Consider the following 25,326-nt stretch of genomic DNA (forward strand, 5'->3'; position numbering starts at 1 on the left):
GATATAGATGATTTCTAAAGTAAAAAGTAGTGCAGTATTAGGGATAGAGGCCTATTTAGTTGATGTGGAAATAGATTTAGCACAGGGTTTACCTAGTTTTAATTTAGTTGGATTACCAGATGCAGCTGTTAAAGAATCTAGAGAACGTGTTAGGGCTGCGATTAAAAATACTGGTTTTCAATTTCCGGTTAAGAGGATAACTGTTAATTTAGCCCCAGCTGATATAAAAAAAGAGGGAGCTGCTTATGATTTGCCTATAGCTATTGGGATTTTAGCAGCTCAAGGGTTAATAGATTCACAAGATTTAGATGATTACTTAGTAGTTGGAGAATTATCCTTAACCGGTGATTTAAGAAGGATTAATGGTGCTTTGCCAATGGCTATTCAAGCTAAAACTGAAGGCAAGAAGGGTATGATTTTACCTGCTATTAATGCTTCAGAGGCAGCAGTAGTGGAAGGGATTGAAATTATACCAGTTAACTCTTTATTAGAAACAGTCGATTTTCTAAATACAAGAATGCTTGAAAATGCAGTAGAAGTAGATTATAAGTTAAATCTAACATCAGATTATAAAGTGGATTTTGCTGAAGTAAAGGGGCAACAAGCAGCTAAGCGCGCTTTAGAGATAGCTGCAGCTGGTGGACATAATGTAATTATGATTGGACCTCCTGGTTCCGGCAAAACCATGTTATCCAGAAGATTACCTACTATCTTACCAGATTTATCTTTAGATGAAGCAGTTGAATTAACGAAAATATATAGTATCTTAGGTTTATTACCTACTGATGAACCTTTAATTACTACACGTCCTTTTAGAAGTCCTCATCATACTACGTCTAATGCTGGAATGATTGGTGGAGGTAGGATTCCTCAACCAGGAGAAGTTAGTCTAGCTCATTATGGAGTATTATTTTTAGATGAACTGCCGGAGTTTAATCGTAATGTATTAGAAGTTCTTAGACAGCCATTGGAAGAAAGAGAAGTAACGATTTCTCGTTCACTAACTACTTTGACTTATCCAGCAAATATTATGTTAATTGCTGCTATGAATCCGTGTCCGTGTGGATTCCATGGAGATTCAAAGCAGAATTGTAGTTGTAGTCATTATGAGGTGGAACGATATTTAAATAAAGTTTCAGGCCCATTATTAGATAGGATAGATATACATATTGAAGTACCAAGATTAGAAGCAGAGGTTATTTCAAGCTCACCTGATGGTGAAAGTTCAGCTCAGATTAGAGCACGGGTTAATAAAGCACGTCAAATTCAATATAAAAGATTTAAAGATGAAGAGATTAATTGTAATTCTGAAATGAATGGTAGGTTGCTAGAAGAATATTGTGAATTGACTATAGAAGGCAAAGAATTATTAAAGACAGCTATAAAGAGGTTAAATTTAAGTGCTAGAGCTTATGATCGTATTTTAAAATTAAGCCGAACTATAGCTGATTTAGCAGGAGCTAACAAAATACAAGAAGAGTATATAGCTGAAGCAGTTCAATATAGAGATTTAGATAGAAAATTTTTCGCAAATTGATGATAGAAATCAAAAGTAATGAAACAAATGCAGGAATTTTCAGACAACTATAGAATGAAGAGTATATATATAAGTTTTATTAATAACTTATATTAATAAATTATAAATGGTGATAATCTATTATGAATAATCGTAAATATTGGCTAGGTTTAATTAAATTGCATAACTTAGGACCTAAGTTGATTAAAAATTTATTAGAGTATTTTGGAGATGCAAAGGATATATGGATGGCAAGTCAACAGAAACTTTGTCAAGTACCATTAATTGGTAAAAAGAGAAGTCAACAGATAATTAAAGACAGAGAGAGTATTGATTTGAATTTTGAAGTGCAGAGGTTAAAGAATCACCAAATTAATTATTTAACATTAAATGATGAGGAATATCCTTATTTACTTAAGAATATTCATGATCCACCTCCAGTATTATTCTATAAAGGGGACATAAAATTAGAAGATATAATCAGTTTATCGATTGTAGGTTCTCGAAAATGTACTAATTATGGTCAAAAGATAGCAAAAAGGTTGGCTAAGGTTCTTGCTAAACGAGGTTTTACTATAGTTAGTGGATTAGCCAGAGGAATAGATACTGTTAGTCATCAAGGAGCATTAGAGGCAGGAAGAACTATGGCAGTTTTAGGTTCTGGACTTGATGTTATTTATCCACCAGAGAATGAGGAGTTGATGTCTAATATTACTCAACAAGGAGCAGTTATTTCTTCATTTCCTTTAGCTACACCACCTCATGGTGGTAATTTTCCTAAAAGAAATAGGATTATTAGTGGTTTAACTTTGGGAACTATAGTAGTAGAAGCTACCAAGAAAAGTGGTTCTTTAATTACAGCTAATTATGCTTTAAATCAAGGAAGGGAAGTATTTGCCATTCCAGGTGATATTACTAAAAAACAAAGTTTTGGAACTAATAATTTAATCCAGAAAGGTGCAAAGTTAATACAAGAGATAGATGATATTATATCAGAATTACCTTTAGAAGATTGGCTTGAACTAATTGGGGTAGAAGATAGTCTTAAGAAGAAAGAGGTGGATATTGAATTATCGGATTTAGAGTCTAAAGTATATAATAAAATAAGTTCTACGTCGCAGGAATTTAATGAAATCTTAAAAATGATTGACATATCTGCTGGACAATTAAACTCAACTTTATTAAAATTAGAGGTGAAAGGGTTAATTACGCAGCTTGCAGGTAATAGATTTGTTTTAAATGATTAATAATAAAGAATTAGCATAATCTATTTTACAAATAAACTAGAAACTCATATAATATAATAAGTATGGGAATAAATTTATGCTTAAATTTAGAGTTAAAAGCATCTCAAAATAGAAAGGAGGGACTAGAATAGCTGATTTTTAGCTATTACTAGGCTTCTAATGAATGAAAATGTAATTGAAATCGTAAGCTATTTAGTAAAAAGGATTATGCATAATGAAAATATAGTTGAAAATGAGAAAAAATTAATTAAAAATTTAATCGATCAGGGCTATGAAGTTGATGACATAGATATGGCATTTGAGTTAATCTTTACTTCTAGTATGTCTTCTGCTGAGAAAGAAAGCGAAGATGAATTAAAATTTGATGATGCTCGAAGGGTATTAGATTTTAAAGAAAAGTTTAAATTATCTTTACCAGTACAAGGGGCTTTGATTAGATTATCAGCTTTAAGTTTAATTAGTAATACTGAGGTAGAAAATATTTTAGAAAAATCGTTACACTTTAGAGAATCAGAGATTGGTTTGAAACATTTCTGGAAAGTATTACAAAAGGTTATTAATAATCCAGCTAGATTATCATTGATAATTGAAAATTCTCCAGAGTTTAAATCGATTAATGAAGAACATAAACGATATATTAATTAAATAGTTAGTTTTGGAGGTGGGAGTATGGCTAAAAATTTAGTAATTGTGGAATCCCCAGCAAAGGCAAAAACTATTAGTAAGTTCTTAGGTAAATCTTTTAAAGTAGAAGCATCTATGGGGCATGTGATTGACTTACCTAAGAGTCAATTGGGAGTTAATGTAGAAGAAAACTTTGAACCTAAGTATATAACTATTCGAGGGAAAGGTGATGTTTTAAAGAAGTTACGTAAAGCAACTAAGAAGAGTGATAATGTCTTCTTGGCAACTGACCCTGATAGAGAAGGAGAAGCAATTTCTTGGCATTTAAGTAGAGCTTTAAAATTAGATGATACTTCTAAATGCCGAATTGAATTTAATGAAATCACTAAACAAGCTATCAAAAATGCCATTAAAGATCCAAGACAAATAGATCAAAATCGAGTAGATGCTCAGCAAGCTAGAAGACTATTAGATAGATTAGTAGGTTATAAATTAAGTCCATTGTTGTGGAAAAAGGTGAGAAGAGGACTGAGTGCTGGGCGAGTACAATCAGTGGCAGTTAAGATTATATGTGAGCGTGAAGAAGAGATAGAAGCATTTGAACCAGAGGAATATTGGACAATAGATGTAAATTTAGAGAGTGAGAATCAGCCTTTTGAAGCAAAATTGCATCGGATTAATAATAATAAATTTAAAATAAAAAATGAAAAAGAAGTTAATCAAGCAGTTTCAGAAATAAAGCAGAATCAATTTAATATTAAAGAATTAAAAGAAAGAAAGAGAAGAAGAAATCCTTCACCACCTTTTACTACAAGTAGTTTACAGCAGAAAGCAGCTAATAGTCTGAATTTTAGTGCTAAGAAGACTATGTATATAGCTCAACAACTATATGAAGGTTTAGATATAGGTGCAGAAGGTACTATAGGATTAATCACCTATATTAGAACTGATTCTACACGAATTTCTAAAGAAGCTCAAAAAGAAGCTAGAGGTTATATTAAGAAGAATTATGGTGATAAATATTGCCCAAAAACTCCAAAGAAATATAAGACTAAATCTGGAGCACAGGATGCTCATGAAGCTATTAGACCGACTTCGGTCTTAAGAGAGCCTAAAAAAGTAAAAAAATATTTAAATAATGATCAATACCGACTTTATAAAATGCTTTGGGAAAGATTTGTTGCTAGTCAAATGAATCCAGCTATTTATAAAACTTTAAGTGTTGATATTCAAGCTGGAAAGTATTTATTTAGAGCTAAAGGGTCACAGACTTTATTTAAAGGTTTTCTAGCAGTTGATACATTTAAAAGTAGTAAAGAGGACACAGAATTACCGGAATTAAAAGAAGGTGAAGAAGTTAAGTTAGTTAAGTTAAATCCAGACCAACACTTTACTAAACCGCCAGCTAGGTATACTGAAGCCAAGTTAGTTAAGACTTTAGAAGAGAAAGGTATTGGTCGTCCAAGTACTTATGCTCCAATAGTTGGTACTATTCAAAATCGAGGTTATGTTCAAAAAGAAGGTAAGAGGTTTGAACCAACAGATTTAGGTAAAATAGTTAATCAACTCTTAAGTGAACATTTCCCTGATGTAACAGATACTGAATTTACAGCTAATTTGGAAGAAGAATTAGATAGCATTGTAACTGGGAAGGTAAGTTGGAAGAAAGTTTTAAAAGATTTTTATTTCCCATTTGCAGAAAAATTAGATATAGCCTATGATGATATGGAAAAAGTTCAACTAGAAGAAGAAGTAACCGATGAAGTGTGTGAAGAATGTGGTAAAAACATGATAGTTAAACATGGAAGGTATGGGAAGTTTTTAGCTTGCCCTGGATTCCCAGATTGTAAAAATACTAAACCTTATTTGATTAAGACAGGAGTGGATTGTTTAGAGTGTGAAGAAGGAGAAATGGTACAAAGAAAGAGTAAAAAAGGTAGGACTTTTTATGGTTGCAGTAATTATCCAGATTGTGAGTTCATGATTTGGAATAAGCCAACAGAACATGAATGTCCTGATTGTGATGCATTTTTAATGGAAAAGACAACTAAGAAACGAGGAACTGAGTATTTATGTGCTAATAAAGAGTGTGATTTTAAAACTACTCCCGAAGATTTAGAAAATGATTAGAACTCTCTTTTTATTAAATAATATTTAATAATCTAGCAATTTATTAGCAGTCTTGCATAAAGTTTAAGTATATGATAATATATATTATCAAGCGAATAAGTGTTAAGTAAATTTGAGATAGATTAGAGTTGGAGAGGAGGAATTAGATGTTCGAGGCTACAACAGTAATTGCTGTAAAGAAAGATAATAAAGTAGCAATTGCCGGTGATGGGCAGGTTACTATGCAGCATACTGTAATGAAACATGGAGCTAAAAAAATTAGAAGGTTATATGATGATAAAGTATTAGTAGGTTTTGCTGGTTCTGCTGCTGATGGATTCACTTTATTTGAAAAATTTGAAGCCAAAATTGAAGAGTTTCATGGTAATTTACAAAGAGCTGCAGTAGAATTAGCTAAAGAGTGGCGAACAGATAAAATTTTAAGGAAGTTAGAAGCTTTACTAATTGTTGCTAATGAAGAACATTTATTGGTCATTTCTGGTACTGGAGATGTAATAGAGCCAGATGATGACATTATTGCTATAGGTTCAGGAGGGTCATATGCTTTAGCAGCTGCTAAAGCATTGATGAAATATTCCGAATTAGAATTGACAGAGATTGTTAAAGAAGCTTTAAGTATTGCTTCGGATATTTGTATCTATACCAATGATCAAATTACTGTAGAGGAAGTTTAGTCTTTAAAGGGGGTTAGATTTTAATGAAAAAATTAACTCCTAAAAGGATAGTAAAGGAGTTAGACAAATATATTATTGGTCAGAATGAAGCCAAAAAGTCAGTAGCAGTAGCTTTAAGGAATAGATATCGTAGACGGCAGCTTCCCGATGATTTTAGAGAAGAAATTATGCCAAAAAACATTTTGATGATGGGTCCGACTGGAGTTGGAAAGACTGAGATTGCTAGAAGGTTAGCAAAGTTAGCTAAAGCTCCTTTCATTAAAATAGAGGTTACTAAATTTACAGAAGTGGGATATGTAGGTCGTGATGTAGAGTCTATGATTCGTGATTTAGTTGAGACTGCTATTCGTATGGTAAAGAAAGAAAAGATAAAAGAAGTTGAAGATAAAGCAGGAAAATTAGTAGAAGATAGGATATTAGATAAATTATTGCCTATGCCTAATAAGGATAGTAGTAATAATCCTTTAGGAGCTTTATTTGGAAGTTTTGGAGCGCAAGAGGAAGAAGAAGTAGAATTAGAAGAGGATAAGCAACATTTAAAGAGATTAAAGAATAGACGTGAACAATTAAGAGAAGAGTTAAGAGCAGGTGAACTTGAGGATAGAATGATTGAAATTGAGGTTGAGGAGAACAATTCTCAGATGATTGAAATTTTTTCCGGTTCTGGAGTTGAGGAAATGGGAATTAATTTCCAAGATATATTTGGTGGGGTTCTTCCTAACCAAAAGAAAGAAAGAAAAGCAACTATAAAAGAAGCTAGAGAAATTTTAAAACAACAAGAAGCACAGAAACTAATAGATATGGATGAGGTTTCTTCAGAAGCTATTGAGCGAGTTGAAGAATCAGGAATCATCTTTTTAGATGAAATTGATAAAATTGCAGGTAATAATGCTAATTCTAGCCCAGAGGTTTCTAGGGAGGGTGTACAAAGAGACATTTTACCTATTGTTGAAGGTTCAACTATCATGACTAAGTATGGGCCAGTTAAGACTGATTATATTTTCTTTATTGCTGCTGGTGCTTTTCATGTTTCGAAGCCAACTGATTTAATTCCTGAACTGCAAGGTCGTTTCCCAATTCGAGTAGAATTAGAAAGTTTAACAGAAGAGAACTTTAATGCTATTTTAACTGAACCAGAAAATGCGTTAACAAAGCAATATGAAGCTTTATTAAAGACTGAAGGCCTAGAGATAGAGTTTGCTGAAAATGCTATTAAAGAACTAGCTAGAATAGCTTTTAAAGTTAATGAAGAGACTGAGAATATTGGAGCACGAAGATTACATACTGTTTTAGAGAAGTTGTTAGAAGATATTTCTTTTGAAGCTCCAGATATGTCGGAGGATTATTTTGAAATTAGTATTGATTATGTAAGAGAGAAGTTAGATGATGTAGTAGAAGATAAAGATTTAAGTAAGTATATACTTTAAATCATGTTTGACATGTGCATATTATATGTGATACATGTATTTTAAATAATTGTGAAGTATTTCTCATTAAAAATTATGGGAATTTTTTATAGAAAAATAGTAAAGCCAGATATCTTTGGTTATAATAAATGTACAAACTAATCTAAAATTTATTTTGAAAATAATATCTTAAAAAGTAAGTAAAAGCTTAAAGGGAGGATACTATAATGAAAGCATTATTGGAAGAGACACGCAAGATTAATAGACTATTACAAAAGTCTGCAGGACATCCAGTAGATTTTACAGAAATGGCTAAAGTATTAAGTAGTGCAATTAAGGCCAATATATATGTAGTTAGTAGAAAAGGAAAGATTTTAGGTTATCAATTAATTAATAAATTTGAATGTGATCTTATGATTGACGAAGTAATAAATGAAGGTTGGTTTCCACAAGATTATAATGAGTGGATATTAGATATTAATGAAACTCGGGCTAATTATGAGCAGAAGGATGGCCAATGTGTCTTTACAATAGATGATGAAGAATGTATGTTTACTCAAAAATTGACTACTATCATACCTATTAATGGTGGTGGTGAGAGATTAGGGACATTAATTGTTGCTAGATTTGACGAAGAATTTACTTCTAATGATCTCATCTTAGGAGAATATGGAGCTACAGTTGTAGGAATGGAAATTTTACGATCAAGAAGTGATAAGATAGAAGCAGAAGCCCGTAAGAAAGCAGCTGTTCATGTAGCATTAGAAACATTATCTTATTCTGAATTAGAAGCTATAGAGCATATTTTTGAAGAATTAGATGGTATAGAAGGGTTATTAGTAGCAAGTAAAGTAGCAGATAGAGTAGGAATTACTCGTTCAGTAATCGTTAATGCATTACGCAAATTTGAAAGTGCTGGAGTAATCGAATCACGTTCATTAGGGATGAAAGGTACATATATTAAAATATTAAATGAGAGGCTATTAGAAGAATTAGAAAAATTAAAGACTTAAAAAATTAAACCTTTAGAAACTAACCCACAAAAATGTTTTTGTGGGTTAGTTTTTTTAGTTTTATTAATTATATATTATATAAATATAAAAAGTTTTATTTTTTAAGTCTTTTTTACAAATTACTCAAAAAAAATAAAGGAGAACAACTAATAATTAACGAATATTTAAAATAGGTAAAGAAAATTCAAAAACTGAATATTTATGTCATCTCTCGATAAAGGCAAACTTGTCGAAAGGCAGGGACGCAAAGCTACTAGGTCTATGGTATACAAGTATACTATGATTGCTAGGCTACCTACTAAACAATTAATTATAGCAGATATTTGTCAATATAATCAACTCCAGTTCCTTTATGATTTTGAGGGATTAGGAGTTTTTTTGCTTAATAAGGTAAATTACTCAAGTAAGGCAGGAAAACATGCTGATTTTGTCGAATAAAGGTTAAGGCTGGAAATAGGATTATATGGTTTATTTTATGTTTTTTTATGATTTAAGGAGGAGTTAGAGGATAATAGACAGAAATATAAAAAGTGATAACCAAATGGGAATAAAATTATAATAAAATAGAATATTAATGATTCAGTTAAGTATTGAAAATAAAACTAATATTATTGATAAAAAGTAAAGGAGGTAAATTTATAGTGGCCTTTTTAGGTGATCAGACTACATCAATATTAAGTAGTGCTCTAGATGGATTAAGTCTAAGAAAGCAAGCAATTTCTAATAATATTGCAAATGTAGATACCCCTAATTACAAACGTAAGGATGTAAATTTCGAATCCCAATTACAACAAGCTAGATATAATTATAAAAGACAGAGTATTAATTTAAGTAGAACAGATAATGAACACTTCTCTATAAATGGTAAACATCAAGCTTTTGCACCAAAAATTAGATCTGACAATAATACTAGTATGAGAAATGATAAGAATAATGTTGATATAGATTATGAGATGACAGCTTTAGCTAAAAACACATTAAAATATCAATCTGTTACTAAATTGTTATCAACTAAATTTAAGAAAGTTGGTAATGTAATTAATAGGATAAAATAAGATTAAGGAGGATTTAATATATGGGGTTATTTGGTGGGATGAACATTAGTGCTTCAGGAATGACAGCTCAACGGTTAAGAATGGATTTAATTTCTAATAATATCGCTAATATAAATACAACTAGGACTGAAGATGGTGGGCCTTATAAGAAAAAATCGCCAGTTTTCAAAGCTAAAGGTCAAGCTAAATTTAGTTTACCTGATGTTGCTTCTAATAAGGGACAAATGGGACAAGGTGTAGAAGTAACCTCTATTAAAGAGAGTAATAAGCCACCGAGATTAGTCTATAATCCTAATCATCCTGATGCTAATCAAGAAGGATATGTTAAGATGCCTAATATAGATATAGCTTCTGAAATGGTTAATATGATTTCAGCTAGTAGAGCGTATGAAGCAAATGTTACAGCTTTAAATGCTTCTAAGAAGATGTTTAAAAGTGCTTTAAAGATTGAAGGATAAAGGAGGATGTTTAATAGATGAAAATAGATACTCTACAGTTAAATAAGTTAGCTCAAAGTTATAAAACTGACAGTGTTAGTGAAGGAAAGAGCAAGGAATCATTTAAGGATTTGCTTAGCAATTCATTACATAAAGTTAATAATTTACAGAAAGATGCAGATTTGATGGCTGAAAAATTAGCAGTAGGAGAAGCCGATAATATTCATGAAGTGATGATTGCTTCTACAAAGGCTAAACTTTCTTTGGATTTAACATTAGAGGTAAGAAATAAAGTTGTAGAAGCATATAAAGATATAATGAGAATGCAGATCTGATATTTTGTTGGGAAATTGAGGTGTGAATATGATTGAAAATTTAATGCAAATTAGAGAGCAAGGAGAAAAATTGTGGGAAAGTTTAGACACTAAAGCTAGGATAATAATTATTTCTTCAGCAGTAGTGTCAATAATTGCTCTATTATTGCTTACTAATTGGGCTAGTCAACCTAATTATGTTACTTTATTTAATAATTTAACAGTTAAGGATGCTAGTGCAATTACTAATCAATTAAAAGAAAAACAGATTGATTATAAGTTAGCTAATGATGGTACTAGGATTCTAGTGCCTGCTAAAGACGTTCATCAAGTTAGACTAAATTTAGCTAGTGAAGGTTTGCCTAAGGGAGGAACAGTAGGGTTTGAATTATTTGATAAAACTCGCATAGGCAGTACTGATTTTGAGCAACAAGTTAATTTTTATCGAGCACTTTCTGGAGAATTAACTAGAACTATTATGCAGTTGCAAGATGTTGAGTTTGCTAAAGTCCAAATTAGTGCTCCAAGAGAGAGCTTATATGTCGATAAAGCAAAAGTGGCTAAGGCGTCTGTATTACTTAAAATAAAGCCATATGCAGATTTAGGTTTAAAACAGGTGAAAGCGATTACTAATTTAGTTGCTAGTAGTGTAGAAGGGTTGTCAGCAAAGAATGTAACTGTAGTAGATACTAAAGGGAATCTATTAACTGCTAAACTTAATAAAAAGGACAACCTAGGAACTACAGAATTTAACCCAAAACAGTTAGAGGTTGAAGAGGAATTTGAGAATGATTTACAGATGACTTTAAATACCATGTTATCTAGGGTATTAGGGCCTGATAATGTAGTTGTGAGGGTTAATGCTAAACTTAATTTTGATCAAAGAAAGATTCAGAGTGAAATTTATGAACCTATTACTGATGATGAAGGAATTGTGAGGAGTGAGCAATCTAAGAAAGTTAATTATCAGTCTAATGGTGAATCTCCTCAGGGAATACCTGGTACAGAGTCAAATATTCCTCAATATCAATCCAGTGAAGATCAAGCATCAAATTATAGTCAGAAAGAAGTTACTACTAATTATGAAATTAATAAGAAAGTAGAAAATTATATCCAAGCTGCTGGAGATGTAGAAAAAGTTTCGGTAGCAGTTATGGTTAATAAAGATTTATCATCGAATGAAAAAGACTCAATTCGACAATCTGTAGCAGCAACAGTCGGATACGATCAATCACGTGGTGACCAGATTACCATTAGTAGCTTTAAATTTGATAAAAGTTTAGAAAAAGAGATAAATTCAAAAATGGCGTCTGAGAAAGCAGCTAGACAGAAGAAATGGATAATAGCAGGAATTATAACTTTATTAATAATTATTATTGGTGGTTTAATCATACGTAGAATTATGAGTGATTCTGAATCTGTTGAAGAACCGGGCTTAGACGTAGTAGTTGATGATGACACAGGAGAAGCAGCAGCAACTAAAGAGGAATTATCTCCAGAAGAAGAGATGAGAAAAGAAATGAAAGATGAAGTGTCTCAGTTAATTAGGAATCAGCCTGAAGAAGTAGCTAGGTTATTAAAGACATGGTTAACTGAGGATTGATCTAAAAGGGAGGGAATTGGCCTTGGCACAGGTTAATAAATTATCTGGGAAGAAGAAAGCGGCAGTTTTATTAGTTTCAATGGGGCCTGATCTTTCCGCAGAAGTAATGAAACATTTAGATGAGGAAGATATTGAAGAATTAACTTTAGAAATTGCTAATTTAAATAAAGTTTCCTCTGATGTTAAAGATGATATCTTAGATGAATTCCATCAAATGTGTGTAGCATATGATTATTTAAATCAAGGTGGAATTGGTTATGCCAAAGAAGTATTAGAAAAAGCTTTAGGGAAACAACAAGCAGATAGTGTAATTAATCGTTTAACTGCATCCTTACAGGTGAGACCTTTTGATCAGTTGCGGAAAACAGATCCAGCTCAGCTTTTAAATTTTATTCAGAATGAGCATCCACAAACTATTGCTTTAATTATGGCTTATCTTAATCCTGAACAAGCATCTAGTATTCTTTCAGCACTTTCACCAGAACAACAAAGCGAAGTAGCTAAAAGAATTGCTATTATGGACCGTACATCTCCAGAAGTAATTAAGGAGGTTGAAAAAGTCTTAGAACAGAAATTAGCTTCATTAATGACTAATGAATATTCTTCTGCTGGAGGATTAGATTCAATAGTTGATATCTTGAATTTAGTAGATCGTGGAACTGAGAAGACTATTCTAGAGGACTTAGATGAAGATGATCCAGAATTAGCCGAAGATATTAAGCAGCGAATGTTTGTATTTGAAGATATAGTTTTACTTACAGATCAAGCAATTCAGATGGTATTAAGAGAAATAGATATGGAGGATTTAGGATTAGCTTTAAAGACAGTTAATGATGAAGTAAGTGAAAAGATATTCAGTAATTTATCCAATCGAGCAGCTGACATGTTAAAAGAAGATATGGAATTCATGGGACCTGTTAGAATTCGTGATGTAGAAGAAGCTCAACAGCGAATAGTTTCCGAGATTAGAAGGTTAGAAGATATGGGTGATATTGTGATTGATCGTGGTGGGGAGGATGAGTTAATTGTCTAATGTAATCAAATCTTTCCAGGTTAATCAAAAAAAGACGGTTGAATTATTTAATAAGGACAAAGAAATTAAGCAGGAAGATAATAATCAAAAAAATTCTAACGATATTTCTGAACAAAGAGAGAGATCTAAACAAAAAACAGATAAAGTATCAAAGATAAAATCAAAGATACTAACTGAAGCTAAAGTAGAAGCAGAAAAGATAATTACCAATGCTCAGCAAGAATCAGAACAGATCAAAGAGTCAGCTAGGCAAGAGGCAGAAGAGATAAAAGAAGAGGCATATCAGACAGGACTAGCTCAAGGTAAAAGTGAAATTAAGGATAAAGGTTGGCAAGAAGTTGAGACTGTAATAGATAGATTAAACCAGTCTATAACTGGCTTGAATCAAGACTATGAAGAAAAACTGGCTGAATTGAATAATGAAGTTTTAGAATTGACCATAGCCATCGTTAAAAAGATAATTAAGCAGGAATTAAAGTCTGATCAAACCGTAATTTATAGTTTGATTGAAGATGCTTTACAGTTATTAAATGGTGAAGACGAAGTAGTTGTTAGAGTTAACTTGCGTGATTTAGACGTTGTTAGAGGATATAAAGAAAGGTTCTTAGATTTGAATTCTAATTTAAATAATATTAAATTTATTATGGATGATGAAATAGAGATTGGAGGTTGCATAGTAGAGGCAGATTTTGGTGGGTTAGATGCTACAGTTACCTCTCAATTAGAGAAAATAGCCGATAAATTATTGGAAGTGAATAAGAATGAGTGAGATTTTAGATGGAACGAAGTTAGCGGCTAAGTTGGATTCAATGTCGCCGATCACTAACTTTGGTAAAATAAGACAAGTAGTAGGTTTGATTATTGAATCTGAAGGTCCTAACGTTACTTTAGGTGAAATATGTTTGATTAAATCTCAAACAAGTTCTAAGCCAATCCAGGCAGAAGTAGTCGGCTTTAAAGATAATAAGGTACTACTAATGCCTTTAGGAGAAATGGAAGGCATTGGGCCGGGTTGTAGAGTAGAGGCTACGGGTACTTCTCTTAAAGTCAAAGTCGGTGAAGATTTATTAGGACATGTCTTAGATGGATTAGGAAATCCTTTAACAGATTTAGAGTTAAATCAATTAGGTCGAGAATATGCGGTACATAATACTCCACCAAATCCTTTGACCAGAAAACGGATTACTGAACCTTTGTCAGTTGGTGTTAGGAGTATAGATGGGTTATTAACCTGTGGCCGTGGACAAAGGTTAGGTATCTTTGCTGGGAGTGGTGTTGGAAAGAGTACACTTTTAGGGATGATAGCTCGAAATACTGCAGCTGATATAAATGTAATTGGTTTAATTGGAGAAAGAGGAAGAGAAGTTAGAGAATTTATTGAAAGAGATTTGGGGCCAGAAGGCTTAAAACGTTCAGTAGTAGTAGTAGCTACTTCAGATCAACCAGCATTAGTTAGATTAAAAGGAGCTTTAGTAGCAACAGCTATTGCAGAGTACTTTCGGGATCAAGGAAAAGATGTAATGTTAATGATGGATTCGGTAACTAGATTTGCTATGGCTCAAAGAGAAGTTGGTTTAGCTGTAGGAGAACCTCCAGCAACAAGAGGTTATACTCCATCGGTTTTTGCTATCTTACCAAAGTTATTAGAAAGAGCAGGGAATAATGAAGTAGGAACAATTACTGGACTCTATACAGTTTTGGTTGAAGGTGATGATATGAATGAACCCATAGCAGATGCTGTAAGAGGTATTTTAGATGGACATATTACTTTAAGTCGAGATTTGGCTGCTCAAAATCATTATCCAGCTATTGATGTTTTAGAAAGTGTCAGTCGTGTAATGAATGATATTGTTGGGGAAGAACATAAGGAAGCCGCGAAACAATTAAGAGAGGTATTGGCGACATATGAAGAATCTAAAGATTTAGTTAACATTGGTGCTTATGAAGAGGGAGCTAATACACAATTAGATTATGCTCTTAATAAATTAAACGAAGCACATGACTTTTTGCAACAGGGTATTGAAGATAGGGATCAATATCAAGAAACTGTTCAGCGATTGGTATCAATATTTAATTAGTGTCCTTCTAAATTGAGGGGTTGATAAAAAATGAAAAAGTTTAAATTTAAGTTAGAAAAAATTTTAGATTATCGTCAGCAAGAGGAAGATATGATTCAGCAAAAATTAGCTAAAATAAAAGAAGAATTAAATAAGGCAGAAACTCAATTAAATAATTTAGTTAATAATAAAAAGCAAAACCAGGCTGAATTAAAAGAAAAGGAAATAAAAGGGATTGATGTCCAACAAGCTATGGTGTATAGGAATTATATTGAGACTTTAAAGGTGAAGATTACAAACCAGCAGCAAACTGTTACAGAGATTAGGGAAAGATCTACTAAGTGTAGACGGAAGTTATTAGAGAAGCGTAAAGAGTGTAAAATGCTAACTAAGCTAAAAGAGAGAAAAATTTCAGAATATCAAAAGGGATTTTTAAGAAAAGAGCAGAAACAGATTGATGAATTAGCTACTAATAACTTTAATCGTCAGAGAGAAGAGATAGAAGCAGTTATTTAGATCAGGAGGAGTTTTCAGGTGAAGAAATTATATTTAGCGATAGTAATATTAATTATAATAGTAGTTGCTGTAGGGTTTGGATTACAGACATTTGGTATTCTAGATTTGAAAACTTTGGTTTTTAATAAGGTTAAAAGAATGCCAGTAGTCAAAGATGTAGTAGCTAGTCAGGAGATTCAAAAAGGTTTAAAAGACAAGCTTAGCAAGAAAGAGTCAGCTATAAATAAATTAAAAAATCAAAAAGAAGATCTTCAAGCTAAATTTGAACGTCGAGAAGAAGAATTAAAGGTTCGCTCTCAAAAAATAGAAGATTTAAAAAAGGAGCTCACTAAGTTAAAAAGTCAGAAGAAGAAACAGGAAAATAGAGTTAAGCAGCTAGCTGGAATTTATGAAGCTATGGAAGCTAGAAAGGCTGCACCAGTGATTGCTGAATTAGATGATGATTTGGCAGTTCAAATTTTAGTAAGATTAGATTCAGTGAAAGCAGGAGAAATTTTAAGTCAGCTTGACCCTAAAAAGTCTGCTGAGTATACAAAAATTTTATCAAAATAAATAATATTCTTAGAAAGGAGGTGAGGTAATAGGTGTTACAAGCATCATTTATACAATCAAATAATATTTTAGAAGCTAGTAACAGAAAAAACAATACATTTGAGAATAATGATTACACCATTGATGGAAGCAAAGACAAAGTAAGTAATGAATTATTTTTGACAAAGTTAAAGCAAGTGGTTGCTGGAAAGAATAAGAATTCAAATAACAAATCAATTTCTAAAGAGTTACCTGGTAATAAAATAACAGATGAAAGTATAAACTTGAATTTAAAGAAAGAAGAGATTGAAAAATTAAAGAAATTTTTGACTCAGTCTGGGTTTGATTTATCTACTACAGAAATAGAAGAATTATTAGCTTCTATAGGAGATATGTACCAACAGTTAGTTAATTTAGAAGTTAATGAAGTATCATTTGAATCGACAACTAATTATAATAAATTTGAGGCTATTAAGACAAAACTATCTAATTTAATTAAAAATTTCGGTGATATTAAAGAAACTAATTCTCTAGCTTCACAACACAAGCAAACTAAAAGTCAAATAAGTGATTTAATGTCTAAGTTAGTTGATTTAAAAGAGATTCTTAATAATTTAGATAAAGAAAAACTAGATCAAATATTAAAAACTAATTCTAAGTTAAGTAATAACTTTAAAGAAACAAGTCAAAAATTAAGTAAATTACTTCAAAAACACGGAATTACTAAGGAACAAATTAAGTTTACTAAGCAAAAAAAACATGATGGGAAAATTTTATTTAAAAATAAAGAAAATATAGCAAAAGAACAGAATGCTAAAGGTAATTCTAGTTCCAGTTCAAATAAAAAGTTAAAGGCTCAAGTTAGTAATAAGACTAGTACTACTAATACTAATAAGACTAGTACTAATATACAATTTAATGATCCACAACAGGCATCTACGAGCCAAAATATAAAATCTAATCAGCAGTTTAAGAATCAAACTGTAGATTTTAATCAAAATTTAGTTCCAAAAGATAGCTCTGAATTTAAATTAGGTAAAGAAGGACTTAATCTGAAAATGAAAATAGATTCTGAATTAGAGTCTTCAAACGATAATAGAGTTAATATTGAGGAGCAGATTGGAATTAAGAGTAGTAAACTTAATAGAATGTCTATGAGTACTAATAATGATATGGTTAATCGAGTGGATCAAACTAAAATTATTAATCAAATCAACGAGCAATTAGAGCAGTTAAAGTCATTAGGCAAAAATGAATTGACATTAAAATTAGAGCCAGAATTTTTAGGGAAATTAAATCTTAAAATGGCAATGGAAGATGGAATAATGACAACTAAATTAATGGCAGAGAATTATCAAGTAAAGAAGATAATTGAAGCTCAATTGCCACGGCTGAGAAATGAATTATCAGCCAAGAATATTGAACTAGGGGAAGTAGTGGTAGATGTAGGAACAGAAGATGATTTTAGCAATTCACAGAATAGTAATTACTTTAATGAGAGAAATTTTTCTAAAGGGAATAATGGGAATCAACAGAAAGTCGATTCTGAATTGATAGATGAAGTAGAGATAAAAGAGTTAAATTCATCGTCATTAATAAACTCTCACATAGGTAGTGATTCTATAGATTATGTTATTTAATTTGGAGGTGAAAATATGAATGGTATAATGCCGACATCAGGAGCTGCGGTGACTGGGGAGCCAACAAAACTTAAGAACAATAGTTCTGCTATGGGTAAGGATGAATTTTTAAAACTACTAATTACTCAATTAAAGCATCAGGATCCTTTAAAGCCAATGGATAATAAGGAGTTCATTGCTCAAACTGCTCAATTTTCTTCTTTAGAACAGATGAATAGTATGAATTCAAACTTAACTAAATCTTTAGATATGCAGCAGTTAACGCAAATGAGTGGACTGGTTAATAAGGAAGTTACAGTCTTAGATTCAAATACTGGAGATGAAGTAACAGGGATTGTAGAGAAAGTAAAGATGAAAGATGATGGTCCTAGATTAGTAATTAATGGACAAGATTATAACTTAGGAAGCGTTAATGAAGTTCTTGGATGATTTGAGAGGTAGGTGGATATAGATGGATAATCGAATCTATTCAAAGAGACCTATTGGTCCTTTACAGAAACCGCAGCAAAAGCAGAATAATCAAGTTAATAAAAAACAGAAAAAAGGTTCCTTTAATGAAATTTTTCAGAAAGAATTAGAGCACAAGACTGAAATTAAATTTTCAGGACATGCTAAAAAGCGATTAAATGCTCGAAATATAAATTTAACAAATAATGATTTGAAAAAATTAGAGAAGGCAGTTACTAAAGCTGAGGATAAAGGATCAAAGGAATCACTAATTCTAGTTAATAAAGTAGGATTCGTAGTTAGTGTCGAGAATAAGACAGTCATTACTGCTGTTGACAATCAGAGTATGAAAGAGAATGTTTTTACTAATATTGATAGTGCAGTGGTTATGGATTAAGAATTAAGGCTGGACCTCTGATGAGGAAGCCTTAAAAGCCGTGGACTGAACGAAGCGGTTTGTAATTTAATGATTTTAAAAATTTAGGAGGTCGATGAAGTTATGATGCGTTCGATGTATGCTGGTGTGTCAGGATTAAAAGCTCATCAGACAAAGATGGATGTAATAGGTAATAATATATCTAATGTGAATACGGTTGGTTATAAGGGAAGTAGAGTTACTTTTAAAGAAATGTTAAGTCAAACATTAAAAGGAGCATCTTCTCCTCAGAATGGTCGAGGAGGTACTAATCCTCAACAGGTTGGTTTAGGAGTTGCTTTAGGAAGTATAGATACTAGTATGGAACAAGGTAATTTACAGTCTACTGGAAAGATGACTGATGTTTCCATTCAGGGTGAAGGATTCTTTATGGTGAATGATGGAAAGCAGAATGTATATACTAGAGCAGGTTCACTTTCATTTGATGAAGATGGATTTTTAGTAAATTCATCTAATGGTTATCGAATTCAAGGTTGGAAAGCCGCAGAAGATGGCACTATTTCTAAAACTAATGCTGAAAATATTGAAGATATAACTTTAGATGAGACTATGGATGCGTCAGCTACTACAAATATAAATTATACTGGTAATTTAAATGCAGCAGCAGAGAATACTTTAACTGCAAGTCCTAGTAAGATTCAGATAGAAGATGGAACTAGTGGTGCTACTGATAATGTTAGTGTAAGTTTAAATAAGACAGAAAACTTTAATCAGTGGAAATTTTCACTTTCAGCAGAAAATTCTTCAAGTAATATTACTAACGGGACAGGATATATTACTTTAGATGAAGCAGGGAAGATTTTAGGAATTAACACTGCTAAGGATGGTAGTGGAACTGATTTAACAATAGCAGGCAATGAACCAACAATTGATATAGGAGGCACCGGTGACACTGTTGCCTTAGATCTACCAAGTGTTAGTGATTCTTTATCATCTACTCCTTTATTCAAAGGAGCAGAAGCTGCTGGTGAAACAGTAGAAGGAGATTATACATTAAATGCTAAAAGAACAATTACTACAGATGTCTATGATTCCCAAGGAACATTACATACAATTGATTTAACTGCTAAGAAAGTGGGAGACAATACTTGGGAAATCGAGAATAATGATGTAGATGTTAGTGATGCAACAATGAGTACTGCAAGTTGGTTAAGTAATTCTCCACATACTATTAATTTTGATGCCGATGGTAATGTTGTTGGAGGTGGAACAGTAGACTTAACTTTTGATCCTAATGGAGGAGCAGCTGATGGTCAGGCAGTTGCTTTAGATTTTTCTAATTTCACACAATTTGCCGGAGATATGACGGCTGATTTTGATACTTCTGATGGTTATGGACAAGGTGATTTAAAAAGCTTTACTATAGATGGATCAGGTGCAATTACTGGTTCTTATGATAATGGTTATAATAAAACATTAGCTAAGATAGGAATTGCTAGTTTTAGTAATCCAGCAGGAATGTCAAGAGAAGGAGACACATTATTTAGTGTTTCTAATAACTCAGGAGATCCTCAAATCGGTTTAGCCGGTACTGGCGGACGAGGAATGATAGCACCAGGAACTTTAGAAATGTCTAATGTTGATTTAGCTCAACAATTTACAGAAATGATTACAGCTCAAAGAGGTTTCCAGTCAAACTCTAAAATAATCAGTACATCTGATGAGATGTTACAGACATTAGTTAACTTAAAGAGATAATTGAGTTAGTGAGGAGATTGTAGTTAGTGTTAGTAATCAGTGGCGGTGTCAGTAGTTAGGGGTTCTGCCACTGACAACTGACACTGACATTGACATTGACATTGACATTGACATTAAATAAAAAGGGGTGAATTCTTTGATTGAAGTTACTAAGCTAAATGGTAAAGTATTAGTAATCAATTGTGAGCTAATAGAGTTAATAGAATCTACTCCAGACACTATTATTTCATTAACAACTGGAAGAAAGATAGTTGTACAAGAGGGTAGTGAATTGATCATAGGACGAGTGATTAAATATAAGCAAGAGATAAATAAGGGATTTGAATAGATTATGTTCTAGAAATGAGGTGGGAGAATGAAGTTAGATTTAGCAACAGTAGGTGGATTTGGAGTAGGATTAGTTTTGATTTTAGGAGCTATACTTCTTGGAGGACAACCGATTATCTTCATTAGTATAAGTTCTTTAATGATAGTAGCTGGAGGAACTTTAGCAGGAGCTACAATTAGTTTTTCGTTAGATCATATTAAGGATTTAGTTCAAGTTATAAAAATAGTTTTTTATGAACAGAGCATGAATCCTCAAGAAGTTATTTCTACCTTAGTTAGTTTTGCTGAAAAAGCTAGACGGGAAGGTCTATTAGCTTTAGAGGATGAAGCAAATGATTTAGACGACCCTTTTTTAAAAAAAGGTATTCAATTAGTAGTTGATGGTACAGATTCAGATTTAGTAAGAAGTATTCTAGAGACAGAATTAGCTTTTTTAGAAGAAAGACATGGTACTAGTCGTCGGATTTTTGAAACTATGGCTGAATTATCACCAGCTTTTGGTATGATGGGAACTTTAATCGGATTAATTCAGATGTTGAGTAAGTTAGATAGTCCAGATAACATAGGTGGTGGATTAGCTACTGCTTTAATTACTACTTTTTATGGTACTTTTATGGCTAATTTAATCTTTCTTCCTATAACTAAAAAGCTTGAGATGCGCAGTGAAGAAGAAATTTTGGTTAAAGAAGTTATGATTGAGGGAATCTTATCAATTCAAGCGGGAGAGAATCCAAGAATTGTAGAAGAAAAGCTAAAAGCTTTCCTATCTGGGTCTATTCGTGAATCTTTAGAGGAAGAAGGAAGCATGGAAGGTGAAATGGCGGTGGAAAATAATGCCGCGTCGTAAAAAAAAGAAATCAGATGAAGGATCAGGCGGTAGTAATTGGCTAACTACATATGGAGACATGATGACTTTATTATTAGCATTCTTTGTATTATTATATTCTTTTTCATCAGTTGATGCGCAAAAATTTCAAATGGTAGTTGAGGCTCTTCAAGGAAAATTAGGGGTTTTAGAAGGTGGAAAAACGATTTCTTCTTCAGATCTAATTACCGCTGGAGTTAAGAATAACGAAATGGGATTACAACAATTTAATAGAATTCATCAAAAAATTTCTAAATATATAAAGGATAATAATTTAAAAAATGATATTAAATTGGAAATGACAGATCGAGGTTTAACTATTAGATTTACTGGGAAGGTATTATTTGATTTAGGAGAGGCTAAAATTAAAGAGAATTCATATAATATTTTAAATAAGATTGCAGGTATTATTGATCAAGTACCTAATAAAATCATGGTAGAAGGCCATACTGATAACTTGCCTATAAATAATTCTAAATATCCATCTAATTGGGAATTGTCGACTGCTAGAGCTACTAATGTAGTTAAACATTTTATTGAGGATAACGGAATAGACCCTTCCAAGTTATCTGCGGCAGGTTATGCTAAGTATAAACCAATTCGACCCAATGACACTATTAAGAATAGGGCATTAAATAGAAGAGTCGATGTAATTGTTTTGAAAAATAAATCTGATAAGGGTGCTGATACAAAAGGAGGCAATTTAGATGAGTGATGAGGGGCAAAATTTCAAATTAATGTTAGTAGCCATGGTTGTACTATCATTAATTATTGCTGCAGGTACGTCATATTTTATGTTGCAACAAGTAGGAGGAAGTAAGAATCAAACTGCTAAAGAAAAAAAATCAATTACTAAATTAGGACCGACTTATAAAGTAGGAGATTTTGTGGTTAATTTAGCTAATGGACAGCGATATATTAGATTAAATTTGGTATTAGAAGTTAGTAATGAAGATATTATTGAAGAGCTTAAGAAAAGAAATCCACAAGTTAGAGATGCAGTAATCTCTATATTAAGAAATAAACAACAAAATGATATTAAAACTAAAGCTGGCACTCGTGATTTACGAGAAGAGATTAGACGGGAGTTAGATAAATTAGTCTCGGAAGGAAATATTAGTAATGTTTTCTTTACAGAGTTTGTTGTTCAGTAGGGGGGACTATAAATGTCAAGTGATAAAGTTTTATCCCAAAATGAAATAGACTCTTTATTACATGATCTTAATTCAGGTAAAGTAGAGGCTGAAGAGATAAAGAAAGAGAGCGAAGAAAAGACTGTACAAGTTTATGATTTTAAACATCCTGATAAGCTTTCAAAGGATCAATTAAGAACTTTAAGAATGATTTATGAAAATTTTGCTAGATTATTGACCACTAGTTTTTCTACACAGCTTAGATCAGTAGTTCAAATAGAATTAACTTCTATTGAACAGTTATCATATGATGAATTTGTACGTTCTTTGCCACAGCCGACAATTATGAGTATTTGTGAATTCAATCCGTTACCTGGAGAATTTATTTTAGAATTGAATCCTGGAATTGGTTATGCAATTATTGAAAGATTATTTGGTGGTCAAGGAACTCCTCCAAAGAATATTCGGGATTTTACAGATATTGAAGAGATGGTAATAAAAAAAGTACTTAAGAATAGTTTAGGAGCATTTATAGAAGCGTGGGAGAATGTAGTTGAATTAAAACCTAGAATTAAATCTTTAGAGTCTAATCCACAGTTTACACAGATTGTTCCGAGTAATGACATGGTAATTCTAGCAACTTTTGACTCTCGGATTGCTCAATCTGATGGATTAATTAATGTCTGTATTCCTTATATTGTATTGGAGCCAATAGTTAATAAATTGAATGCACAGTATTGGTTTTCAACTTCTCATGAAGGGAAGAATGATGGTAGTTTAGAACAATTAAAAGATAGGTTAAGTAAGGCAAAATTACCTGTTGTAGCTAACTTGGCCAATGCTACGATTACGGTTGCAGATTTATTAGACTTACAAACAGGAGATGTGATAAAATTAGATCAGAAAGCTGATACTGAAGCAATAATTAAAGTTGGAAAAAAACCTAAATTTAGGGCAAGGCCTGGGGTTTTAGGAAGTAAATTAGCTGTTGAGATTAGTGATGTTCTTGAGGAGGAGTGGCAAGATGAATAAAGAGGTTTTATCACAAGATGAGATCAATGCTTTATTAGATTCAGAAGATGATGAAAATGAGAATAACGAAGAACAAGAATCTGGTGCTGTAGCAGGTGTGACTTTAAATGATGTAGAGAAGGATGCTATTGGAGAAATTGGTAATATATCTATGGGGTCGGCTGCTACTGCTCTTTATAGTTTATTAAATCAAACAGTCGATATTACAGCTCCAGAAGTTTCTTTAACAACACTTAATGATTTAATTAATGAATATGAAAGACCATGTGTTTTAGTAGATGTTGAATATGTTGAAGGGTTAGAAGGGCTTAATATTTTAATAATTAGACAAACGGATGCGGCAATTATTTCCGACCTAATGATGGGTGGGGATGGTAATGACCCAGATGATGAAATAAATGATTTGCATTTAAGTGCAATTAGTGAAGCCATGAATCAAATGATGGGTTCAGCTTCTACTTCTATGTCTACAATTATGCAAGGTGATAAAGTTAATATTTCTCCACCACATTCTGAGCTATTAACATTAAATTCTGGTGAAATCGAGAATCGAAAAATAGATCCAGACCAACCAATCGTAAAAGTATCATTTAACTTAAGCATTGGAGACTTAATAGATAGCGAGATTATACAGTTAATGCCCGTAGATTTTGCTAAAGAATTAGTTGAGTACTTGATGAATCCGCCTTCTGATGAGGAGACTACTGAATCAGATCATGCTACATCAGCAGAGGAAACCAGTGGTGATGAACCAACTTCAAATCAGATGGATGATAATAGTCAGCAGGTTAATGGGAATCAACAACCACAGCAAAAGCAAACACCTGTTCAAAATCAACAAGGGCAACAACGTATGGAAGCTAGCAAGAGTGGGGCTGTTAGTCGAGATGAAAGTGTTAATGTACAGTCGGTTCAATTTGGCCAATTAGGTGCTAATGGTCAGAATGTAGAACAGAATAATATTAGTTTAATCCAAGATGTACCTTTGCAGGTCACAGTTAGGTTAGGTAAAACCAAGATGTTAATTAAAGATATTTTAGAATTAGGTAATGGATCAGTAATTGAATTAGATAAGTTAGCAGGTGAATCTGTAGATCTTTTAGTTAACGGTAAATTAGTAGCTAAAGGAGAAGTTGTTGTAATTGATGAAAACTTTGGTTTTAGAGTCACAGATATAGTAAGTCCAATGGAAAGAATTAATAATTTATAGAAGAATTTAATAAAACTTCAGGTTAGATAGAGGTGTTATGATGGATTTTTCCTGGCAGTTAATTAAAACTGCATTTTATTTAGTAATAATTATTATTCTGTTTTTTGTATTAATAAAATTTATTAATAGGCAGAGCAGACTGCCTGGATTTAATAGAAATCTTAGAATTATAGAAAAATTACATTTTAATTCTGATCAAGGTTTATATTTAGTAGAAGTCATGGACGAAGTTTGGGTCATAGGTGTTAGTAATGATAATATAGAATTATTGAGTAGAATAGAAGATTCAGAGAGGATAGAAGAATTAATTCAACAAGACTCAGAGAGGAAAAACTTTAATTTAAAAACAGAAGTAAAAAAGTATTTTAATAAGGATGAATAA

At 32.1% G+C, this 25,326-nt stretch carries 27 protein-coding genes and 1 riboswitch; all 27 genes read left to right on the forward strand.

The features are described 5' to 3' along the window. Window positions 1-7: 7 nt before the first annotated feature. The 27 genes from B5D41_RS06830 to B5D41_RS06960 all read left to right on the forward strand — a co-directional run bounded on the left by B5D41_RS06830 (window position 8) and on the right by B5D41_RS06960 (window position 25,326). Window positions 8-1,537, forward strand: a complete 1,530-nt coding sequence (locus tag B5D41_RS06830; RefSeq protein WP_078809877.1) for a YifB family Mg chelatase-like AAA ATPase — start codon at window positions 8-10, stop codon at window positions 1,535-1,537. A 122-nt stretch (window positions 1,538-1,659) separates the two neighbouring features. Then, window positions 1,660-2,763, forward strand: a complete 1,104-nt coding sequence (gene dprA, locus B5D41_RS06835; RefSeq protein ID WP_078809878.1) for a DNA-processing protein DprA — start codon at window positions 1,660-1,662, stop codon at window positions 2,761-2,763. A 159-nt stretch (window positions 2,764-2,922) separates the two neighbouring features. After that, a complete protein-coding gene (locus B5D41_RS06840; protein WP_078809879.1) occupies window positions 2,923-3,408 on the forward strand; it encodes a DUF494 family protein in 486 nt (161 codons plus the stop codon). A gap of 24 nt (window positions 3,409-3,432) precedes the next feature. After that, a complete protein-coding gene (gene topA / locus B5D41_RS06845; protein ID WP_078809880.1) occupies window positions 3,433-5,517 on the forward strand; it encodes a type I DNA topoisomerase in 2,085 nt (694 codons plus the stop codon). A gap of 146 nt (window positions 5,518-5,663) precedes the next feature. Continuing rightward, complete coding sequence (gene hslV / locus B5D41_RS06850) at window positions 5,664-6,191, forward strand: ATP-dependent protease subunit HslV (protein WP_078809881.1); 528 nt, start codon at window positions 5,664-5,666, stop codon at window positions 6,189-6,191. Window positions 6,192-6,214: 23 nt separating this feature from the next. Next, window positions 6,215-7,618, forward strand: a complete 1,404-nt coding sequence (gene hslU / locus B5D41_RS06855; protein ID WP_078809882.1) for an ATP-dependent protease ATPase subunit HslU — start codon at window positions 6,215-6,217, stop codon at window positions 7,616-7,618. 206 nt (window positions 7,619-7,824) lie between these two features. Next, window positions 7,825-8,610: a GTP-sensing pleiotropic transcriptional regulator CodY gene (gene codY / locus B5D41_RS06860; protein WP_078809883.1), complete on the forward strand. Its 786-nt coding sequence runs from the start codon at window positions 7,825-7,827 to the stop codon at window positions 8,608-8,610. Between the two features lie 209 nt (window positions 8,611-8,819). Further along, window positions 8,820-8,909: riboswitch (cyclic di-GMP riboswitch) on the forward strand. A 342-nt stretch (window positions 8,910-9,251) separates the two neighbouring features. Continuing rightward, complete coding sequence (gene flgB / locus B5D41_RS06865; protein WP_078809884.1) at window positions 9,252-9,665, forward strand: flagellar basal body rod protein FlgB; 414 nt, start codon at window positions 9,252-9,254, stop codon at window positions 9,663-9,665. Window positions 9,666-9,685: 20 nt separating this feature from the next. Continuing rightward, window positions 9,686-10,123, forward strand: coding sequence for a flagellar basal body rod protein FlgC (gene flgC, locus B5D41_RS06870; protein ID WP_078809885.1), 438 nt, complete (start codon window positions 9,686-9,688; stop codon window positions 10,121-10,123). A gap of 17 nt (window positions 10,124-10,140) precedes the next feature. Next, window positions 10,141-10,437 (forward strand): flagellar hook-basal body complex protein FliE, encoded by a 297-nt coding sequence (gene fliE / locus B5D41_RS06875; protein ID WP_078809886.1) that lies wholly within the window; start codon window positions 10,141-10,143, stop codon window positions 10,435-10,437. Between the two features lie 28 nt (window positions 10,438-10,465). Further along, window positions 10,466-12,019 (forward strand): flagellar basal-body MS-ring/collar protein FliF, encoded by a 1,554-nt coding sequence (gene fliF, locus B5D41_RS06880; RefSeq protein ID WP_078809887.1) that lies wholly within the window; start codon window positions 10,466-10,468, stop codon window positions 12,017-12,019. A 22-nt stretch (window positions 12,020-12,041) separates the two neighbouring features. Then, window positions 12,042-13,052: a flagellar motor switch protein FliG gene (gene fliG / locus B5D41_RS06885; RefSeq protein ID WP_078809888.1), complete on the forward strand. Its 1,011-nt coding sequence runs from the start codon at window positions 12,042-12,044 to the stop codon at window positions 13,050-13,052. Further along, window positions 13,045-13,821, forward strand: a complete 777-nt coding sequence (locus B5D41_RS06890) for a FliH/SctL family protein (protein ID WP_078809889.1) — start codon at window positions 13,045-13,047, stop codon at window positions 13,819-13,821. The genes fliG and B5D41_RS06890 overlap by 8 nt, the downstream gene beginning before the upstream one ends. Next, window positions 13,814-15,130 carry a flagellar protein export ATPase FliI gene (gene fliI, locus B5D41_RS06895; RefSeq protein ID WP_078809890.1) on the forward strand — a complete coding sequence of 439 codons (1,317 nt, stop codon included), beginning with the start codon at window positions 13,814-13,816 and terminating at the stop codon, window positions 15,128-15,130. Before B5D41_RS06890 ends, fliI begins: the two co-directional genes overlap by 8 nt. 30 nt (window positions 15,131-15,160) lie before the next feature. Further along, on the forward strand, window positions 15,161-15,625 hold the full coding sequence (gene fliJ, locus B5D41_RS06900; protein ID WP_078809891.1) for a flagellar export protein FliJ: 465 nt from the start codon (window positions 15,161-15,163) through the stop codon (window positions 15,623-15,625). Between the two features lie 18 nt (window positions 15,626-15,643). Continuing rightward, window positions 15,644-16,177 (forward strand): MotE family protein, encoded by a 534-nt coding sequence (locus tag B5D41_RS06905; RefSeq protein ID WP_078809892.1) that lies wholly within the window; start codon window positions 15,644-15,646, stop codon window positions 16,175-16,177. 32 nt (window positions 16,178-16,209) lie between these two features. After that, window positions 16,210-17,796 carry a flagellar hook-length control protein FliK gene (locus tag B5D41_RS06910; RefSeq protein ID WP_078809893.1) on the forward strand — a complete coding sequence of 529 codons (1,587 nt, stop codon included), beginning with the start codon at window positions 16,210-16,212 and terminating at the stop codon, window positions 17,794-17,796. A gap of 15 nt (window positions 17,797-17,811) precedes the next feature. After that, window positions 17,812-18,225, forward strand: coding sequence for a flagellar hook capping FlgD N-terminal domain-containing protein (locus tag B5D41_RS06915; protein ID WP_078809894.1), 414 nt, complete (start codon window positions 17,812-17,814; stop codon window positions 18,223-18,225). Window positions 18,226-18,247: 22 nt separating this feature from the next. Beyond that, complete coding sequence (locus B5D41_RS06920) at window positions 18,248-18,640, forward strand: TIGR02530 family flagellar biosynthesis protein (protein WP_078809895.1); 393 nt, start codon at window positions 18,248-18,250, stop codon at window positions 18,638-18,640. 102 nt (window positions 18,641-18,742) lie between these two features. Next, entirely contained in the window at window positions 18,743-20,377 is a 1,635-nt protein-coding gene (locus B5D41_RS06925; protein ID WP_078809896.1) for a flagellar hook protein FlgE, read from the forward strand. Between the two features lie 136 nt (window positions 20,378-20,513). Then, window positions 20,514-20,705, forward strand: a complete 192-nt coding sequence (locus B5D41_RS06930) for a flagellar FlbD family protein (RefSeq protein WP_078809897.1) — start codon at window positions 20,514-20,516, stop codon at window positions 20,703-20,705. Window positions 20,706-20,732: 27 nt separating this feature from the next. Next, complete coding sequence (locus B5D41_RS06935) at window positions 20,733-21,551, forward strand: motility protein A (RefSeq protein WP_078809898.1); 819 nt, start codon at window positions 20,733-20,735, stop codon at window positions 21,549-21,551. After that, a complete protein-coding gene (locus tag B5D41_RS06940; RefSeq protein ID WP_078809899.1) occupies window positions 21,538-22,284 on the forward strand; it encodes an OmpA/MotB family protein in 747 nt (248 codons plus the stop codon). Before B5D41_RS06935 ends, B5D41_RS06940 begins: the two co-directional genes overlap by 14 nt. Further along, window positions 22,277-22,723 carry a flagellar basal body-associated FliL family protein gene (locus B5D41_RS06945; RefSeq protein WP_078809900.1) on the forward strand — a complete coding sequence of 149 codons (447 nt, stop codon included), beginning with the start codon at window positions 22,277-22,279 and terminating at the stop codon, window positions 22,721-22,723. The genes B5D41_RS06940 and B5D41_RS06945 overlap by 8 nt, the downstream gene beginning before the upstream one ends. 12 nt (window positions 22,724-22,735) lie before the next feature. Further along, window positions 22,736-23,734, forward strand: a complete 999-nt coding sequence (gene fliM, locus B5D41_RS06950; RefSeq protein WP_078809901.1) for a flagellar motor switch protein FliM — start codon at window positions 22,736-22,738, stop codon at window positions 23,732-23,734. Then, the gene (gene fliY, locus B5D41_RS06955) at window positions 23,727-24,944 is read left to right on the forward strand and encodes a flagellar motor switch phosphatase FliY (protein WP_078809902.1); all 1,218 of its coding nucleotides are present in this window, start codon (window positions 23,727-23,729) and stop codon (window positions 24,942-24,944) included. Before fliM ends, fliY begins: the two co-directional genes overlap by 8 nt. A gap of 40 nt (window positions 24,945-24,984) precedes the next feature. Beyond that, window positions 24,985-25,326: a flagellar biosynthetic protein FliO gene (locus B5D41_RS06960; RefSeq protein ID WP_159442914.1), complete on the forward strand. Its 342-nt coding sequence runs from the start codon at window positions 24,985-24,987 to the stop codon at window positions 25,324-25,326.

This window comes from Selenihalanaerobacter shriftii (genome assembly GCF_900167185.1).
Classification (GTDB): Bacteria; Bacillota; Halanaerobiia; order Halobacteroidales; family Acetohalobiaceae; genus Selenihalanaerobacter; species Selenihalanaerobacter shriftii.

What these genes read in the sequence shown, in the direction of transcription:
- B5D41_RS06840 (WP_078809879.1), top strand. Translation starts at nt 2,923, where the DNA reads ATGAATGAAAATGTAATTGAAATCGTAAGCTATTTAGTAAAAAGGATT.
- B5D41_RS06960 (WP_159442914.1), top strand. Translation starts at nt 24,985, where the DNA reads ATGGATTTTTCCTGGCAGTTAATTAAAACTGCATTTTATTTAGTAATA.
- fliY (WP_078809902.1), top strand. Translation starts at nt 23,727, where the DNA reads ATGAATAAAGAGGTTTTATCACAAGATGAGATCAATGCTTTATTAGAT.
- fliF (WP_078809887.1), top strand. Translation starts at nt 10,466, where the DNA reads ATGATTGAAAATTTAATGCAAATTAGAGAGCAAGGAGAAAAATTGTGG.
- fliJ (WP_078809891.1), top strand. Translation starts at nt 15,161, where the DNA reads ATGAAAAAGTTTAAATTTAAGTTAGAAAAAATTTTAGATTATCGTCAG.
- topA (WP_078809880.1), top strand. Translation starts at nt 3,433, where the DNA reads ATGGCTAAAAATTTAGTAATTGTGGAATCCCCAGCAAAGGCAAAAACT.
- B5D41_RS06940 (WP_078809899.1), top strand. Translation starts at nt 21,538, where the DNA reads ATGCCGCGTCGTAAAAAAAAGAAATCAGATGAAGGATCAGGCGGTAGT.
- B5D41_RS06925 (WP_078809896.1), top strand. Translation starts at nt 18,743, where the DNA reads ATGATGCGTTCGATGTATGCTGGTGTGTCAGGATTAAAAGCTCATCAG.
- fliE (WP_078809886.1), top strand. Translation starts at nt 10,141, where the DNA reads ATGAAAATAGATACTCTACAGTTAAATAAGTTAGCTCAAAGTTATAAA.
- codY (WP_078809883.1), top strand. Translation starts at nt 7,825, where the DNA reads ATGAAAGCATTATTGGAAGAGACACGCAAGATTAATAGACTATTACAA.
- fliM (WP_078809901.1), top strand. Translation starts at nt 22,736, where the DNA reads ATGTCAAGTGATAAAGTTTTATCCCAAAATGAAATAGACTCTTTATTA.
- flgC (WP_078809885.1), top strand. Translation starts at nt 9,686, where the DNA reads ATGGGGTTATTTGGTGGGATGAACATTAGTGCTTCAGGAATGACAGCT.
- fliI (WP_078809890.1), top strand. Translation starts at nt 13,814, where the DNA reads ATGAGTGAGATTTTAGATGGAACGAAGTTAGCGGCTAAGTTGGATTCA.
- hslU (WP_078809882.1), top strand. Translation starts at nt 6,215, where the DNA reads ATGAAAAAATTAACTCCTAAAAGGATAGTAAAGGAGTTAGACAAATAT.
- B5D41_RS06920 (WP_078809895.1), top strand. Translation starts at nt 18,248, where the DNA reads ATGGATAATCGAATCTATTCAAAGAGACCTATTGGTCCTTTACAGAAA.
- B5D41_RS06915 (WP_078809894.1), top strand. Translation starts at nt 17,812, where the DNA reads ATGAATGGTATAATGCCGACATCAGGAGCTGCGGTGACTGGGGAGCCA.
- B5D41_RS06830 (WP_078809877.1), top strand. Translation starts at nt 8, where the DNA reads ATGATTTCTAAAGTAAAAAGTAGTGCAGTATTAGGGATAGAGGCCTAT.
- B5D41_RS06935 (WP_078809898.1), top strand. Translation starts at nt 20,733, where the DNA reads ATGAAGTTAGATTTAGCAACAGTAGGTGGATTTGGAGTAGGATTAGTT.
- hslV (WP_078809881.1), top strand. Translation starts at nt 5,664, where the DNA reads ATGTTCGAGGCTACAACAGTAATTGCTGTAAAGAAAGATAATAAAGTA.
- B5D41_RS06945 (WP_078809900.1), top strand. Translation starts at nt 22,277, where the DNA reads ATGAGTGATGAGGGGCAAAATTTCAAATTAATGTTAGTAGCCATGGTT.
- dprA (WP_078809878.1), top strand. Translation starts at nt 1,660, where the DNA reads ATGAATAATCGTAAATATTGGCTAGGTTTAATTAAATTGCATAACTTA.